Source organism: Ktedonobacteraceae bacterium (genome assembly GCA_035653615.1).
Taxonomy (GTDB): Bacteria; Chloroflexota; Ktedonobacteria; order Ktedonobacterales; family Ktedonobacteraceae; genus DASRBN01.
Genome location: DASRBN010000004.1, coordinates 205,067 through 221,256, shown reverse-complemented (window position 1 = coordinate 221,256; position 16,190 = coordinate 205,067). Strand labels below are relative to the sequence as shown.

Here is a 16,190-nt window from a genome sequence, read left to right as displayed (position 1 = left end):
CCGGTGGTCGGCGTGTTCCTCTCGGCGGACAAAAAGCAGGGCAATCTGCAAGGGATGGACCCCTACACCTATGTCGGCGGCAATCCGGAGACCAGGAGTGACCCGACCGGGCAGCTGTTTATTGGAGATTCAGGGGGAACGCCGCCCTCACAATCCCCACCTCATGACGATTATTGGAATGATCCCAGTCCGCATATTCCAAATGGGTATGGACCTTCCTATTCTGGTGGGCCTTCAGATCAAGTTGGTCCTGCACCGTCGGATCGAGACCCATTTGGAGATCCTTGGAAATGGAAGCCTCTTTTGGCTCTGATAAAAGGAGCCTTAGGCATAAGTAAGTTTTATATAGATGCATCTGTACTCGACATCGCAGCGGCCAAATATGCGGATTTATTCGCGGCGTTCGATACATACCTTCCTGCAATCGATGATCCCGCGATCATAGCAATACTAACTGGGTTAAGCAAACATCCCTCAGGTGTTTTTCAAAGTCAATTACCAAGTGGGATGAAAGCTCTTGCAGAGGGAGTATCTGATCTCCTCGGCGTTGGATTGAATATTGTTGCCGGAGTTTTTAGCGGTCTTGACTTGGCAGAAAATATACACAATCATGATTACACGTCCGCCGGCATTGATATCTTAAATATTGTAGCAGTTACGGCAAATCTCCTCGGTTGGGTTCTCGATAATGAATTCTTATCGGCTCTTGGGTCCAAACTAGGTCTAGTAGTCTTCTCAGCGCAATTGGCTGCTTGGGTTACTCAGCGAGTAGTAGATTTTGCTACGGCAACATATAATTACAGCCGAAGTCATAAAGATCAGGGTAATGGCGGGGGTGGTTTTCCACCTTTTCCGCCCCCACCGCTCATACCGAATTATAGTGATCCCTATGCCTAATAGCTTGTCCATCTTGCTTTGATCGATAGAAAGTCGGTGTCCACTTGAGTAACGACTATATTTCACTATCAAAGCACGATGGACAAAGCACTTGTAGGATGTTAGAATAAAAAGCGGAAGCACTGAGTAGCATAAGTGAAAATCTTAGTTTTCTGTATGGTTTAGCTGGTAATGGTGGCATGTAATTATCTAATCGCTGGGGCAAAGTAACAGGCCTATTGTTCATGCACAGTCTTACACTTATTCTAGCTTACACTTTATATTTTACTGTAATAGAATGAAGTTAAAGATTGGGGCAAATAAAAAGAGATATGCAAATTGCTACTAGTACTACTGAAAAAGCGGTTTTCAATTTTAAATATTGTCAAGTGAAAGCGCTTGACACTGTTTTTGAACATCACAGAGACAATAGGGTCAATCAATGGGCAAAATCATTTCTGGAGAATCATTAGTAGATAGCATTATTCCTTTTTTCCTCTTACTATTTCTGGGGATAATAGTTGCTGCTTCACTTATCTACATGGTGTATTACGTCTGGAGTATCCCGCGGCAACCATTGGTACGATTGCAAAGGATAGCCAAAAACGAGAAACGCGCCCTCAAGCTTCTCGGTGGTCTGCTTTTAGCTGATCTTGTCTGCTGGCTTTTCAGACCATCGAGTATACCTTTCAATGAGTGGATTGCTATTCTGGTCAGTTGGAATATTTGGGTTCTCTGTTTAGCGGCTACAGTAGCGTTAGGAGCGAGACGCGCTCATAAAAAGCTAGCTTCTTCAAGGGATAGGCAGATGAATGAAGTAACATAGCTCTAGGATTGCGAGACAAAAAGTCCATCCACCCAAATGAGCAAGGACGTTCATGAACGAGATATGTAGGACTACTCTCACTATTCAAATGGTCTGCAATAGCATCATTGTAGTGCAGATGCCGGCACCAACCAGTGGAACACCTATTACTATTTCCTGGGCAACCGTCTGATCGGGGATATGGACGCCAACGGCACCTTCTACCTGCTCACCGACGCGCTGGGCAGCATCCTCTCCGATATCAGCTGGTCGGCAGGTGGGGCGTCCATCAAGGCCAGCCAGGTGTTTGGTCCCTATGGCAACGCACGTGGCACTCAGGGCACCTTCAACACCGCCAAGGGCTTCACCGGCCAGTACAACGACCCCTTGACGGGACTGGACTATTACGTCTCACGCTACTACGACCCGGTGGTCGGCATCTTCCTCTCGGCGGATAACGTACAAGGGAATCTACAGGGGATGGACCCCTATACCTATGTCGGGGGGAATCCTGAGACGAAGAGTGATCCCACCGGGCAAAGGTTCACCACCGCGCAAGAGCCACCTCCTCCTCCAGTCGTCTCTCCAGGATTATGGCCGTTGCTGCTCCCTTTTTTAGGTCCCTGGCTCGGTGTCGGTATTTTGTGGGCGACTTCAGCGATCATTATGCAGGCGCCACAACCACAAGCCTCCCAGCCCAGCGCCAATACGCCTCAGCCACAGCCTGTCCCAACGCCGGCACTGCTCACCATAGGATGTTGTGCCATCTTTGGAGGGACTGCCGTCAATAGTGCCGTGCTGGCCAGGTACGAGATATCCGACCTGCTACCCACTCCCAGTGGGCCACAACCACAACCTGGCAGCAGTGGGCAAGGTGGCTTGCCACCTATCCCCCCTGTGCCTGCCGCCAGTCCCCAACCGTGCAGTTTCACTCCTGAGACTACTGTCACGACCGAGCAGGGGAAAGAACCGATTGGGAAGCTGCAGGTGGGTGAAGACGTGCTGGCCTACAATCCCAAGACGCACAAAATGGAGGAGGAACCGATCCTGCATGTCTGGATTCATACCGACCATGACCTGGTCGATCTCACGCTGACCACCTACGTTCCAGCACAGCATGACAAACTGCTCAAGAGCAATGAAGTGATCCATACTAACCAGAAGCACCCCTTCTTGACCGAGGAGAAAGGCTTTTTGCCGGTCGGGCAGATCACGCTGGGCATGCATGTGTTGCGGGCCAATGGCACGTATGGGGTGGTCACGGGATGGAAGGTCGTGCCTGGGGCCAGCGTGATGTATAATCTGGAGGTAGAACAGGATCATACTTTTACTGTGGGTGATGGGCAGTGGGTGGTGCATAACGATTGTGGTCCTGATCTCAGAAACAACATGATAAATGCCGCGAGAATCTTCAACCCAGAAGAACAGGTCGCTCACCATATTATCCCCTGCCAACTACAAAATCATCCGTTGGTTCAGAAAGCGATTGAAGGAGGATTTGATATGAATGGCGCCTACAACGGCAGAGCAGCATATAAAGGCGATTATGCATTCAGAGTAACTCAGGAGGGGGAACCGGGACCAGTACAATGGTCGGGCCATCCAGAATATATAGAAAAGGTGAATGACATGCTGTGGCAAGCTTATGCACAATTAGAGTATAATGCTGATTCTATTCCTGAACAAATCCAGGCGAAAGATGCTTACAACGCCGTTATGGACATCATAGATCAACTCAATCTATACATGGATACTACATGCTTTTTAAGCTGACAGAGACTGATTTGGTTCTCTTCTACATTTCCTATGCTAAGCTGTGGCATGGGAAGTGCAGAAGAGAACCATTTGGCAAAATCTCCTCCGAGGAGATTCGCTCCCAAAACGGGCTAAGGTGCTTCAGTCTCCAACTATGCCATAGCTTAGTACAGAAAATGTGGAAGAGCTAAACCACTTGAAAGACTCAAGTGATAGGATAGCAGCATTAGCCCTATGTTTTGGAATGGAATTGAGGTTGCATCACTTCTTGCACTCATGAAGTAAACAGAAAAATGTGTAACATTGTTTTGATTTATAATTGTCCGTAGTCTCTCTAAATCTGGAAAGACTACAATGTTCATGTAGGGAAGGAACTCTATGTATTACCTTTTGATAACATCTGTTTTGAATGGAGAGATGCGATATGGAATGCCACAAGCAATAGACCCTCGCTTGTGTCTTCAATTAGCTGCTGAACGTGACTTCCCAAGGTCGATGCCCCCACTCCCGTTTTATATCGGCCAAGCCTGTTTGCAACTGGATTATCTTGATATCCAGAATACGTCAGGGAAGCTCTGTACAGAGGACTTCATCAATGTATTGGAGAGAGCAAATGTTCCGTTCACCGCTTACTCTGCTAATTTATTCGAGAAAGATACAAAACAGCCGCTGCCAGCACGCTATTACTTCTGGATTCCTCAATGGATTGAGGGGGCAATTGATTGGGAACAGTCAGAAGAGTGGGTCTATGACGAAACAGGCGTTCGTAGACTTACCAAAATCGTCTTAACATCTGAGTATGAAACAAAAGCTCCTTTACTCTTTCAAATGAAAGAGGGAGGATATTATCTTGTACATGACAAATTGCGCATCCAATTCCAGACAGCCGATATCACAGGAGTGGCCTTCGCTCCGGTTGACACTGCATATGCACCTCATGAGGGTATACGAATTATAGAACTCAAGCATATACTTGAAGGGCATCCTGATGACTGGATGCGCTGGATTGAGTTGGGTGACAGACAAGTAGTCGTACATCGTTATCAGGATGCCCTCGATTCACTAGACCACGCTCTTGCCCTCAAGCCCGATGCAGAGGCAGCCTGGTATAGGCGAGGATCCATCCTCCACACACTAGGGAGGTCGCAAGATGCATTGGATGCGCTAAAGCGGGCTATAGAGATAGAGCCACAAAGTCGAGCTTGGAACGAATACACGGCAGTCTTACGAAAGTTGGGACGCCATGGGGAAGCATTGGCGAGTGCTGAACATGCAGTACAGATATGGAGTAGATCTTCTATATCCTGGTATGAGTTGGCGGCGGCATACGCAGCCTTAGACCAGTATGAGGCAGCATTGCAGGCCATTGAACGAGGACTAGCGTTAGGAGGAGGAGGACCACGCTTGGCAGAAATGTATAGGATTAAAGGAGAGGCACTTTCTCAGTTGGGACAGTATGAAGAGGCATTATCCGCTTATGCAGCTGGGTTATCCTGTAGTCCATCATTAAAGGCTTTATGGGCGGCGAAAGCCTGTGTATTACATAACCTGGGGCGTAACGAGGAGGCATCGGTAGCACAGCAAGAGTTGGATAGGCTAGAACAGCAGCGAGAGAAGAATCTGCAGAAGAGACCAATGTAGTAATACAGCGAGTTCCAAGCGATGAAGCTATGGACTGAGAGCGCTCGGAGGCGCATATCGACCCTTGACACAGAGTATGTTGGTTGGAGATGACCTCACATCATGGTTTTGCCTCGCTGGGTCGTTGTCTCTGGCAAACCATCACCCACTTTGGGATTCCTCGTACACACGCTCCAAGCAGATTTTTCCTGCTCACCGACGCCCTGGGCAGCATCCTCTCGGAGATCACCTGGTCGGCAGGCGGCGCCTCGGTGCAGGGCAACCAACTCTTCGGCCCCTATGGCAAGGGGCGCTACTCTGCCGGCACCATCAACACCACCAAGGGCTTCACCGGCCAGTACAACGACCCCTTGACGGGACTGGACTATTACGTCTCACGCTACTACGACCCGGTGGTGGGCGTCTTCCTCTCGGCGGATAACGTACAAGGGAATCTACAGGGGATGGACCCCTATACGTATGTCGGCGGGAACCCGGAGAGCAGAAATGATCCGACCGGGCAGCTGTTCATCGGAGCCAGCAACAATAATGGCCACTATGTGCTCCCGCCACCTCCACCACCCCCGCCTCCGCAGCAGGGTTCGTGCAACTTCTTCTGCAATCTATGGAATGGCACCAAAGCGGTCGTCAGCAATTCAGAGTGCTAAGCTCCGTGGCACTTCTTATACTTTTTCCCGCTCCCACATGGGCATGGGTCATTGCGTCCAACTTTGCCAACTACCACCGGGCTTTGAGCTGTCGAAGTGGCCGCTGCGCGTTTCTGCCCCTGACCATTCGAGCGGTTGCCGGCATTTTGCGCGCGGGAAGCAGCGGCTTGAACGGGTGCGTTGCCTGGGCGCGCCTTCGCCTGACCACCCGATGTCGCAAGGGTCTTCACATTTGGACGAGCAGGCAGTGGAGCTTTGCGCCTGGGAGCAGGCCGTTCGACAGGCGCGCTGAAATCTCTGCTTAACAGGTTCGGGAGTATCTTGAGCAGTTGATCAACGACGTAGTGCTGGATATAGCCCTTCAATTGATCGAACATCAGGTACGCTTCGTTCTTGAATTCGACCAGCGGGTCGCGCTGCCCGACCGAGCGGAAATGGATACTGGAGCGCAAAACGTCCAGCGCATCGATATGATCCATCCACAGGCGGTCAATCACCTGCAAGATAACGGAGCGCTCTATATCACGCACGGTTGGTATGCCGTATTCGGGATGTTCTTTCGCGCGCTTATCCAGTTCCTTGCCACGCTCTTCATAGTGGTTCACGATGAAATCAACCAGCCTTTTGCTGAGATCATCGCGGCGCACAGCATGAAGATTCTCCGGCAGGATCTCATCCGGTATATGCACCCAGGCTTCGAGAACTGTGATCAGGTTGTCCAGTTCCTCCTCTTCCGAGATCACATTGCCTGGAATCTGCATCTGGACGATTCTTTTCACCTCGGCCCGTATCATATCGAGCACGCGCTCGTGCATATCGGCACGTTCGAGCACGGCTCGCCTATCGTCGTAGATCACTTCACGCTGTTTCGCGATGACATCGTCATATTCGACCACATTTTTACGAATATCGAAGTTGTATCCCTCAACACTCGTCTGGGCCTGCTCAATGAAACGCGAGACCAGTCCGCTCTCAAGCGGAACATCGTCATCCATGCCAACTCGCTGCATCAATTTGGAGACGCGTTCGGCAGCGAAGCGGCGCATCAATTCGTCTTCGAGCGACAGGTAGAAACGCGAGGAACCTGGATCGCCCTGGCGCCCGGCACGACCGCGCAACTGGTTATCGATACGCCGCGATTCGTGCCGTTCAGTACCGATAATATGAAGCCCGCCCAATTCGACAACGCGCTTGTGATCCTCTTCGCACTCGAGTTCTTTCCGTCGCATGAGACGTTCGATCTCTTCTTCCGTCATATTCTCGATATATTGCCGAATGGCCTCTTCCTTCTCTTCGCGCTCATCGGGCGTGCGCGACGGCATTTCTCGAATGAAGTCCACCTGCTCGGCGTGTTTGCGCAGAATGCTGTCGCGATAGCCTGCCGGATTGCCACCAAGCAGAATGTCGGTACCACGGCCAGCCATATTGGTGGCGATGGTGACTGCCCCCAGGCTACCGGCCTGCGCGACGATCTGCGCTTCGCGTTCATGGTGTTTGGCATTCAACACGTTGTGTGGGATGCCTTCTCTATCCAACAAGCTTGAGAGATACTCGGAGTTCTCCACCGATGTGGTACCTATCAAAACGGGTTGGCCTTGCGCGATCACAATCGGGTTGCCGTCTTCGTCCAGCACCGGCTCGCCGTTTTCATCGAGTTTATAAAGCGCCTTCTCGTGGAGTGCCTTGATCTCCTCAACCACGGCCTTATATTTTGCTTCGGTCGTGCGGTAAATCAGATCCGGCAGGTCCTTACGAATCATCGGCTTGTGCGTTGGAATCACAATGACATCGAGTTTATAAATCTTGTGCAGTTCTTCAGCTTCGGTCAAAGCGGTACCGGTCATACCAGCCAGCTTTTCATAGAGGCGGAAGAAATTCTGGAAGGTGATGGTTGCCAGCGTATGATTCTCGCGCTGCACCTTGACGTTCTCTTTGGCCTCGATAGCCTGGTGCAGGCCTTCGCTGTAGCGACGTCCCGGCATCTGGCGGCCGGTGAACTCGTCGACAATGACCACCTCGCCATCTTTGACGATATAGTCTTTGTCTCGCTTGAAGATCACTTCGGCCTTAATGGCGTTTTCCATGTAGCGCGTCAGTTCGACATTCCCCTCGTCATAGATATTGTCGATACCCGCCATCTTCTCGATCTTCTCGATGCCTTCTTCGGTCAGAATAACGGTACGCGTCTTTTCCTCGATGGTATAGTCGGTTTCGGGCTTCAAGCGCCTGGCCCATTGAGCGAATTGCCGGTAGTGATCCGTCGATTCCTGGCCCTGGCCGGAGATGATGAGCGGCGTACGCGCTTCGTCAATCAGGATATTATCAACCTCGTCGACAATGGCATAGTTCAGGTCGCGCTGCACCATCTGCTCAAGCGACCCGACCATGTTATCGCGCAGATAATCGAAACCGAACTCGTTGTTGGTGCCATAGGTAATATCGGCCTGGTACTGCGCGCGGCGCTGTGGGGTCTGTGGATCAACCGCATTGACAATCACACCGACGCTGAGGCCCAGGAACTTGTAGATATGCCCCATCCACTCGGCATCACGCTTTGCCAGGTAATCATTGACGGTCACAACATGTACACCTTTGCCCGGCAAGGCATTCAGATAGGCGGGCAGAGTAGCGACCAGCGTTTTACCTTCACCGGTGCGCATCTCAGCGATTTTTCCCTGGTGCAGCACAACGCCACCTATTAATTGCACGTCATAATGGCGCATCTGAATGGTACGCCGGCCCGCTTCGCGCACGACAGCAAAAGCCTCCGGCAGCAGATCATCGAGCGTTTTGCCGGATTTGTAGCGCTTCACCATTTCTGGTAGCAGCTCATCCATCTGCTCGGCTTTGACGGCGACCAGTTCCTCCTGCAACGTATTCAGGATATCGCCGAACAATTTCATAATCTGCGCGTCGGCATTACTATTGTCGCCGGCAGCATTGCTGCGAGCGGATTCAAAACGCGGCCATGCTTTCTGAAAAGCCTCTTCCAGAAATTCGTCATCGATTTCATCCAGGGCAGGCTCAACCTCTTTGAGCAAGTCCAGTGTTGCCTGCTGGGGGTCTTCCGCGTCTTCCAATCGCTCTTCTCGTTCATGCAACAGGTCGAGCGCGCGAGAAATGCGTTGGGCATTGAGGATCGGGTTCAGGTTTTGATAGGCTTTTTCGAATGTTTCAGAAAGTGTATCTTGCAGGTGATCGCGCAGGTAATATTCCGGGTCGCGTTTGCGTTCGATGAACTGGCGCGGCTCATTCATGACGGCGTGCAACTGCGCATCGCTGCACGTACTCGCGAGCGGCTCTACCGTCTCTAATGCCTCGGCGAAGAGTTTCACCAGTTCGTTTTCAAGCACCATGCCACCTTTGAGGTAGAGGTAAAGCTGGGCGCGAAATTCCTCTGTTTTTGCGGCTAATTCATCATCGCTCAGTTGCTCCATAGCCGGTTCGAGTTCATTGATTTTATCTACAAGTGGCTGGATGACCTTCAATTCTTTTTTGTTGGGATCACCCAGCATTTTCCCAAGTAATTGCATAATGGTGTGTTCTCCTGCTGCGCGGTGTTGGTGCTAAGATATTCTCTATCTCTCTATAATAACGCTTTGTCGTGTTCAAAAATTCTTGTTTAGAGGCAGCTATAGCGTTCCCTCGTAATCTTGATGGCTTCTCTATCTTGCCGGGTGAACTGTACAGTCGAGCGTTTCCTGCCCATCCATGAGTATACGCGCTCGACAGATGCATGTCAATGTGCGATATACTCCGCGGTTCCGCAAATGCTTGCCTTACTTTATGAGATATGCTATACTTGGCGGCGGAGAGATGTCAGAGTGGTCGAATGTGCCGCTCTCGAAAAGCGGTAGGGCGAAAGTCCTCGTGGGTTCGAATCCCACTCTCTCCGCCCCGGACCTGCCTTCCATCGTCTAATATCAATGGGGCAGGCCAGCATGGAGGAGTCCCATAGTGGCCTAGTGGGCACGACTGGAAATCGTGTGAGGTGAATAGCCTCCGTGGGTTCGAATCCCACCTCCTCCGCCTCTCCTCTAAAGTGGCTTCACCTCTAGATTCGAAATTGCCCCCGGCTCATTTGACAGCAAAACACCCGTAGCTTTTCGGAATGCCTACGAGTGTTTTGTTTGCAGTATTCTTGCCGGGTTTTATTCTACCTCTAGCAGCACATCCCCCTCATTCACAAAATCACCCTCGTTAGCTTTGAGGGTTTTCACCGTTCCATTGACGGTGGACTGGACAGGAATCTGCATCTTCATGGATTCAAGCATGACGACATCCTGGTCAACGCTGATCTGTTCGCCAGGTTTGACCAGGAATTCTAAGACCACTCCGGCCATGTTGGATACGATACGCTTCATGCTTGCCCATTTTCCTCTATACTGCTGCTCTCCTCCGGCTTCCTACCCCAGGCTGAGAGGAAAAAGAGGCTGGCTATGAAATCGGACCCGTATATGTCGCTGACCGCCTGATTGTAGAGTTCCTCGAACTGTTCCTCTGTGATGACGCCCGTTGAGATGAGGAATTCCTTACCAAGCTGCAGGCCGGTCCTCACATTTATAGACTGGGACTGGTGGGCTTCGCTGTTCGCGGACCAATCCATGATATGCGCCTGCCTTCGAATATCTTCGAAGCCGGCTTGCTCAAGCAAATGCCCGGTCATAAACATGGTACCGATGAAACGACCGGAGGAAAAGAAAGCGCGCCCGGTTTTACGAATAGCCTCTATTGACAACTCAAGCAGGCGCTCATAAGCAGCGCTATTGGTGATATCCGAACAGTCAGCTTCCGTGATTCTGAGGATGCCACCGGGCTTGAGTATGCGCCTGCATTCGGCGAGCAGGCCAGGCCAGTCACCAGGAGAGAGTACGTACACCAGGAAACGCATGTTGACGAAATCAAAGGAATCATCCTCAAAATTGAGCGGCTTGCGGATATCCATCACCTTATAGGAGGCATTATCAAGACGCTGCACACGGGATAGAGCGTGTGCGTAACCGACCATCTGCTCGATGATATCCACACCGACGACTTCCGTTTCAGGATACTTAAAAGCAACATCCTGTACCCAGCTACCAGGGCCGCAAGCGAGGTCTAGAACCCGTTTGAATCCCGCAGGGTCCACATCTGGAGGGAAAAGCCCGCCCATATATCTGGTGATGAAGCGATGCTGATCAATGAGTCGCGCCATTTCCGCGGCGCTCTCAGGATTAATTATATAGCTATCCTGCCGTTGAGGTGGGTCTATCGGCATATTTGGCACTCCTTCTTTTGCTCGTTGGCCCTATTCCTTTTCATGCATGAGCCAACAACGCTATTATATTCTTTTCCGCGTTTCTCAGCAAGAGGCCTTAAATCCTATGAATTCCACCTCAGCAGAGAAGTATGCATCCAGAATTGCGTAGTATAGTATGAACCACCACAAACTCTACAATAGATTTGCCTTTACCGCAAGCTATCAATATTGAGAATCAGGATAAATATAAGCCAGAGAGGAGCAAGCATCGTGCAAACCCGTAACATCTCCTCGCTCGTGTCCCGTTTGTTGCTACAACCTGGTCCAGGTGTTGTACTTGGCCTGCTCCAGCTGTTGCTCTACATGGCAGGACTGCCCCGTTTTGACACCAACCTCGCGTTGAATGCCTCGTTCTGGCCGGGGCTTGCGCTCTACTTTGTGTTTGGAATGTTAGCAGGGATACTGACGACGAGATATAGTGAGCGGCCACTGGCAGGGGTAGCCGCCGGGTTTGTAACGGGATGCATCGCCAGTGCTGTTGTGCTACTGGTTGCCATTATCGCGCTTGTGCTGAATCCACCCCATCCTGCGCCTTCTAGCCGCTATTACCCTGAACTTGTGAGTATAGTTATTTCGATATTCTTCTTTCTCCTATTGTTCCTGAATGTTGTGGGAACGCTGCTTGCTATGCTGGGGGGCGCAATTGGCAGATGGTGGATCAAGAGAGTCACACCGGGTAAATAGGATTCCTGCATTCGGAGAAACGGGCCTCCTTCGTCTGATAAATGCTGTAGCGCGCAATCAGTTCATCGCGCAGGGACTCGAAAGGCGTGATAGTGTCCACGATTAACTCAGAGGCCAGGCGAAAAATATCGATATCCTCGGCGTAGCGCGCCTCCATCATCTTGCGGAATGGCTCGCGTTCCTCTTCGGGCAGGGCGGCAATCTGGTTGGCGTAGACGGCGTTGATAGCGGCTTCGGGACCCATCACGGCGATCTGGGCGGTTGGAAGCGCCAGCACGGCATCGGTGCCAAAGGCGGGACCCGCCATCGCATAGAGACCCGCGCCATAGCACTTGCGCACGATAACCGAGATTTTGGGCACGACGGCCTGCGAGACGGCGGCAATGAACTTTGCGCCATGACGAATGATACCGGCACGTTCGACGGCAGAACCGATCATGAAACCGGAGACATCGGCCAGGAAGAGCAGGGGAATGTTGAAGGCATTGCAGGTATTGACAAAGCGCGTCCCTTTATCAGACGAATCGGTGAACAGCACGCCGCCCTTAACACGCGGCTGGTTGGCAACAATGCCGATTACGCGCCCACCCAGGCGCGCGAAGCCGGTAATCAGTTCGGGAGCAAAGAGCTTTTTGACTTCCAGGAAGCTGCCACCATCGATCAGTGAATGAATGAAGTCATACATGTTAAAGGGCTTGTTCTGAGCCTCAGGTACGATGTCTTTGAGCGATCGATCGCTGGCAGGCGGCGCGGGTTCGGCATTCGCCGGTTTTTCCAGGTAATTCTGCGGCATATAGCGGAAATACTCACGCGCGATACGAATGGCATCCTCCTCGCTCCCGGCCAGGAAGTCGCCGAGGCCGGAGACGGTACAATGCATGCGCGCGCCACCCATCTCTTCGAGCGTGACCTTCTCGCGCGTCACCATCTCGGCCATACGCGGCGAACCGAGGTAGGCGCTGGCATTGCCCTCGACCATGATCGCGATATCGGCAAAGGCCGGTGTATAGGCCGCGCCTGCCGGTGAGGGTCCAAACATGATGGAAATTTGCGGCACTACACCGGACATCTTAATCTGGTTGTAAAAAGTGCGCCCACCCTGGTTGCGGCCAGGGAACAGGCGAATCTGATCAGGAATGCGCGCTCCCGCCGAGTCGATCAGATAGAACATGGGAATGCGCATCTGCATCGCCATTTCCTGGATACGCAGGTTCTTCTGCACCGACTTTTCGCCCGCCGACCCGGCCTTGACCGTCGAATCGGACGCGCTGAAGGCTACCGGCCGCCCATAAATGCGCCCAACGCCGGTAATATTGCCGTCAGAGGGTAGCTCAGGATTCTGGCACTCGGCGAACATCCCATCCTCGAACTCGATCTTGCCATCATCCAGCAGCAGTTTGAGGCGATCACGCGCGAAGAGCTTCTTTTGCTCGCGATTGCGGATATGGTATTTTTCCGCTCCACCTTTTTTGATTCGTTCGATCTCGGCTGCCAGTTGCTCATCTTTACTTGTCATGAGGCGATGTATCCCTTTCGGAAGCTAATCTTCAACTGTTTCAGTTGAATTTCGCTCTAGCAGGTCGTCGTCAATTTCCATTCTCAATAATGCCGATGATAAAGACTTACCTAACCCATCGCTGCGCAGCGAGCGTGATGCGCCACCATCGAGCGCACCATGCAGCACGAATTTGAGCGCCAGGACATTCGGTACCTCGTACCGTTCGACCTTTCCTGTGATAATGCCGTTGAAATGCGCCTGTACGCGTTCTGCCGTGACTTCACGCGCCAGCAGGTTATAGGTTGCCTCATCAGGCGCGAAGAGGCTGATATCGGCCTTGTCGCCTTTGTCGCCCGAACGGGCATGAGCAAGCCCCACCAGTTGTCTTTTCATAGTTCCTCCGCTTGATTGTTGGATAAATATGGAGGCCGATGAATCGGCGCTGGGCGCGATCAATCGGCCCCTACATCACGGTTCCTCCACGCTCACGCGCACGTATTCTTCGATGATGTCACGCGGGGCAAGCGTGGGCCAGATACCCAGCAGTCCTCGCGGCTCCAGCATGCCACCAGCTCCGCCGATGAAAGGCGGGCCGCTGAGCGCCAGCGGCGGAAAGAGACGACCAAGTTTCGCCGCCTCGTGCCGATCCTTACAACGAATGGCGATGCGCAGGTAGACCTCGTTCAATTCATCGATATAGGTAGGGTCGGCAAGCGGGCCATGGATGGAGTTGTATCCCAGGTATTCGACAATGGTCTCATCCGCTTGCAGGCCAATTTCGGTCATTTGCTGCTGAATGATTTGCGCCGCGGCCTGCGCCTTTGCCAGGGCATCCGGCCAGGCATAGCCGATGATGGCCTGTCCCATGACGCCATCTTCATAGCCGGCCACAACCTTGAGCGTATCCGGAGCGGGTCGCCCTTTCGCTCCGCTGACAAGCACTTCGTCAGGACCAATTTCTTGCAGGCGCAGTGTAGTCATATCGACATCGACATCCGGCGTCAGGTAATGGCGGGGATCATGCACTTCGTATAATAATTGCTCGCGCAACGTATCGAAATTGACGCGCCCACCTGTGCCAGGAGCCTTGCTAATAACCGCATCCCCGTTCTCCCAGACTTCCGCGATAGGGTAGCCAATATGCGCAAGGTCGGGAATGGAGCGCCAATCGCCACCAAAATTGCCGCCCGTAGCCTGCCCGCTACACTCCAGCAGGTGTCCAACCACTATTCCCTGCGCCAGTTTATCCCAATCATCCCAGCGCCAGCCCAGTTCATGAACCATTGGGGCCAGGAAGAGCGCGGCGTCCGCAATGCGCCCGGTCAGCACGATATCCGCTCCCGCTTTCAAAGCATCAACAATTGGTCGCGCTCCCAGATACGCGCTGGCGAATAAGAGGCGCTCGCGCACACCGGCTATGTCTTCGCCTGTATCCATGTGTGCCAGGGAAACGCCTGCGCCCTGCAATTCATCGAGGCGCTCCAGAACCGAATCACCCAGCACAACGCCCACTTTCAGCTTGAGACCGGCTTTTTTGAGCGCGTTCAGCAGCACCCCACGCGCCCCCGGCGGATTCAGCCCACCCGCGTTCAGAATGAATTTAATACCGCGTGGAATGGCTATAGGAAGCAGGTCTAGCAGCATAGGAACGAGATCGCGTGTATAGCCCAGGCTGGGGTCGCGCTGGCGGTCTTTCTGGAGGATGGCCAGCGTCAATTCCGCGAGATGGTCGGACGCAACATATCGTACATTGCCACGCTCAATGCTCGCGCGAATCGGGCGCCACGAGTCGCCATAAAAGCCGAGTCCTCCGGCGATGCGCACAGATTTCATGCCTTACCTCATACCAAGCAGTTCTCTGGCTATCAGCAGCAGGCGAATCTCGTTCGTTCCGGCTCCGATCTCGCCGAGTTTGGCATTGCGCCACATTTTTTCGACCTCGAAGTCCGTTAGATAGCCCCAACCGCCATGAATCTGCAACGCCTCATCCGCGGCGCGCATGGCAGCGCGGGCCGAGAAGAGTAGCGCCGCGGCGGCTTCTTTGCTGACACGTTTGCCCTGCTGCGCCAGCCACATGCAGCGATGCGCCATCAGCCGCGCCGCTTCCAGATCGGTATACATCTCCGCGATTTTGGCCTGAACGAGCTGGAAATTGGCGATGGGCTGGCCGAATTGCTCGCGCTCCTTCGCATATTTGATGGAGATCTCCAATGCGGCTTCGATGCCACCAACCATACTCACCGCGTAGAAGGCACGCTCAAGGTCGAGTCCGCTCATCACGACTTTGAAACCCTCATTGACCTTACCCAGCACATTTTCTTCGGGCACAAAAGCATTCTCGAAGACCAGTTCGCCCGTCGGTGAGCCATGCATGCCCAGCTTGCTCAATTTGCGCGCAACATAGAAACCGGGCGTCTTCGTCTCAAAAATGAAGGCGGTGATGCCGCGACTGCCTGCCTCCGGTCGCGTTTTGGCGTAGACGATCAGCAGATCGGCAATCGGGCCATTGGTAATGAACATCTTGGTGCCGTTGAGCAGGTAGCCGCCCTCGGTTGGCCGCGCCGTCATCTGGATGCCCATGGCGTCGGAGCCAGCATTCGGTTCGGTGAGAGCCAAGGCGCCGATCATCTCGGTGCTTGTGAGTTTAGGAAGATATTTTTGTTTTTGTTCTTCGGTTCCATTGCGCATGATGTTATGGGCACAGAGATTTAAATGCGCCCCGTAGGACATTGAAATGGAGCCATTCGCGCGTCCGATGGCGCGAGCCACCAGCGCCGCCATCAGGAAATCGCCGCCGCTGCCGCCATACTCTTCGGGGATGGCTATGCCTGTGTAGCCCTGCTCGGCCAGCCGTTTCCAGATCCAGGGTGGAAAGTCGTCTGTGCGTTCGATCTCCGCATTATGTGGTTTGATTTCATCTTGCGCGAAGGCAAACGCGCTTTCATAGGCCAGTTGATGCTCTTCCGGCAGTTCAAAATCCATGGC

13 protein-coding genes and 2 tRNA genes are annotated in these 16,190 nt (G+C 52.7%); 8 read left to right on the top strand and 7 right to left on the bottom strand.

Going from position 1 to position 16,190, the window contains the following annotated elements:
- The 5 genes from VFA09_03305 to VFA09_03285 form a co-directional block, all read left to right on the top strand.
- Positions 1-897 (top strand): hypothetical protein (locus tag VFA09_03305; protein ID HZU66279.1); only part of this gene is annotated, 897 nt, incomplete at its 5' end.
- 421 nt (positions 898-1,318) lie between these two features.
- Complete coding sequence (locus tag VFA09_03300) at positions 1,319-1,702, top strand: hypothetical protein (GenBank protein HZU66278.1); 384 nt, start codon at positions 1,319-1,321, stop codon at positions 1,700-1,702.
- 180 nt (positions 1,703-1,882) lie between these two features.
- Positions 1,883-3,454 (top strand): RHS repeat-associated core domain-containing protein, encoded by a 1,572-nt coding sequence (locus VFA09_03295; protein ID HZU66277.1) that lies wholly within the window; start codon positions 1,883-1,885, stop codon positions 3,452-3,454.
- Between the two features lie 411 nt (positions 3,455-3,865).
- Positions 3,866-5,077, top strand: a complete 1,212-nt coding sequence (locus tag VFA09_03290) for a tetratricopeptide repeat protein (GenBank protein ID HZU66276.1) — start codon at positions 3,866-3,868, stop codon at positions 5,075-5,077.
- Positions 5,078-5,166: 89 nt separating this feature from the next.
- Positions 5,167-5,724 carry an RHS repeat-associated core domain-containing protein gene (locus VFA09_03285; GenBank protein ID HZU66275.1) on the top strand — a complete coding sequence of 186 codons (558 nt, stop codon included), beginning with the start codon at positions 5,167-5,169 and terminating at the stop codon, positions 5,722-5,724.
- On the opposite strand, the gene VFA09_03280 is transcribed toward VFA09_03285, so the two are convergent.
- Complete coding sequence (locus tag VFA09_03280) at positions 5,721-9,257, bottom strand: SEC-C metal-binding domain-containing protein (protein HZU66274.1); 3,537 nt, start codon at positions 9,255-9,257, stop codon at positions 5,721-5,723. The genes VFA09_03285 and VFA09_03280 overlap by 4 nt on opposite strands.
- 277 nt (positions 9,258-9,534) lie before the next feature.
- Here VFA09_03280 and VFA09_03275 point away from each other — a divergent pair.
- Positions 9,535-9,619, top strand: a tRNA-Ser gene (locus VFA09_03275).
- Between the two features lie 48 nt (positions 9,620-9,667).
- Positions 9,668-9,753: transfer RNA gene (locus VFA09_03270), tRNA-Ser, on the top strand.
- A 122-nt stretch (positions 9,754-9,875) separates the two neighbouring features.
- On the opposite strand, the gene VFA09_03265 is transcribed toward VFA09_03270, so the two are convergent.
- Together VFA09_03265 and VFA09_03260 are read right to left on the bottom strand one after the other, a co-directional pair.
- The gene (locus VFA09_03265) at positions 9,876-10,088 is read right to left on the bottom strand and encodes a biotin/lipoyl-containing protein (GenBank protein HZU66273.1); all 213 of its coding nucleotides are present in this window, start codon (positions 10,086-10,088) and stop codon (positions 9,876-9,878) included.
- Entirely contained in the window at positions 10,085-10,981 is an 897-nt protein-coding gene (locus VFA09_03260; GenBank protein HZU66272.1) for a methyltransferase domain-containing protein, read from the bottom strand. The genes VFA09_03265 and VFA09_03260 overlap by 4 nt, the downstream gene beginning before the upstream one ends.
- Before the next feature lie 252 nt (positions 10,982-11,233).
- Between VFA09_03260 and VFA09_03255 the strand changes: the two genes are divergently transcribed.
- Positions 11,234-11,707, top strand: coding sequence for a DUF5518 domain-containing protein (locus tag VFA09_03255; protein HZU66271.1), 474 nt, complete (start codon positions 11,234-11,236; stop codon positions 11,705-11,707).
- Here VFA09_03255 and VFA09_03250 read toward each other — a convergent pair.
- The 4 genes from VFA09_03250 to VFA09_03235 form a co-directional block, all read right to left on the bottom strand.
- Positions 11,691-13,223: an acyl-CoA carboxylase subunit beta gene (locus VFA09_03250; protein HZU66270.1), complete on the bottom strand. Its 1,533-nt coding sequence runs from the start codon at positions 13,221-13,223 to the stop codon at positions 11,691-11,693. The two genes, VFA09_03255 and VFA09_03250, sit on opposite strands and share 17 nt — an antisense overlap.
- 24 nt (positions 13,224-13,247) lie before the next feature.
- The gene (locus tag VFA09_03245; GenBank protein HZU66269.1) at positions 13,248-13,598 is read right to left on the bottom strand and encodes a hypothetical protein; all 351 of its coding nucleotides are present in this window, start codon (positions 13,596-13,598) and stop codon (positions 13,248-13,250) included.
- A gap of 75 nt (positions 13,599-13,673) precedes the next feature.
- Entirely contained in the window at positions 13,674-15,038 is a 1,365-nt protein-coding gene (locus VFA09_03240) for an acyclic terpene utilization AtuA family protein (protein ID HZU66268.1), read from the bottom strand.
- 3 nt (positions 15,039-15,041) lie between these two features.
- On the bottom strand, positions 15,042-16,187 hold the full coding sequence (locus VFA09_03235) for an acyl-CoA dehydrogenase family protein (GenBank protein ID HZU66267.1): 1,146 nt from the start codon (positions 16,185-16,187) through the stop codon (positions 15,042-15,044).
- Positions 16,188-16,190 lie beyond the last annotated feature (3 nt).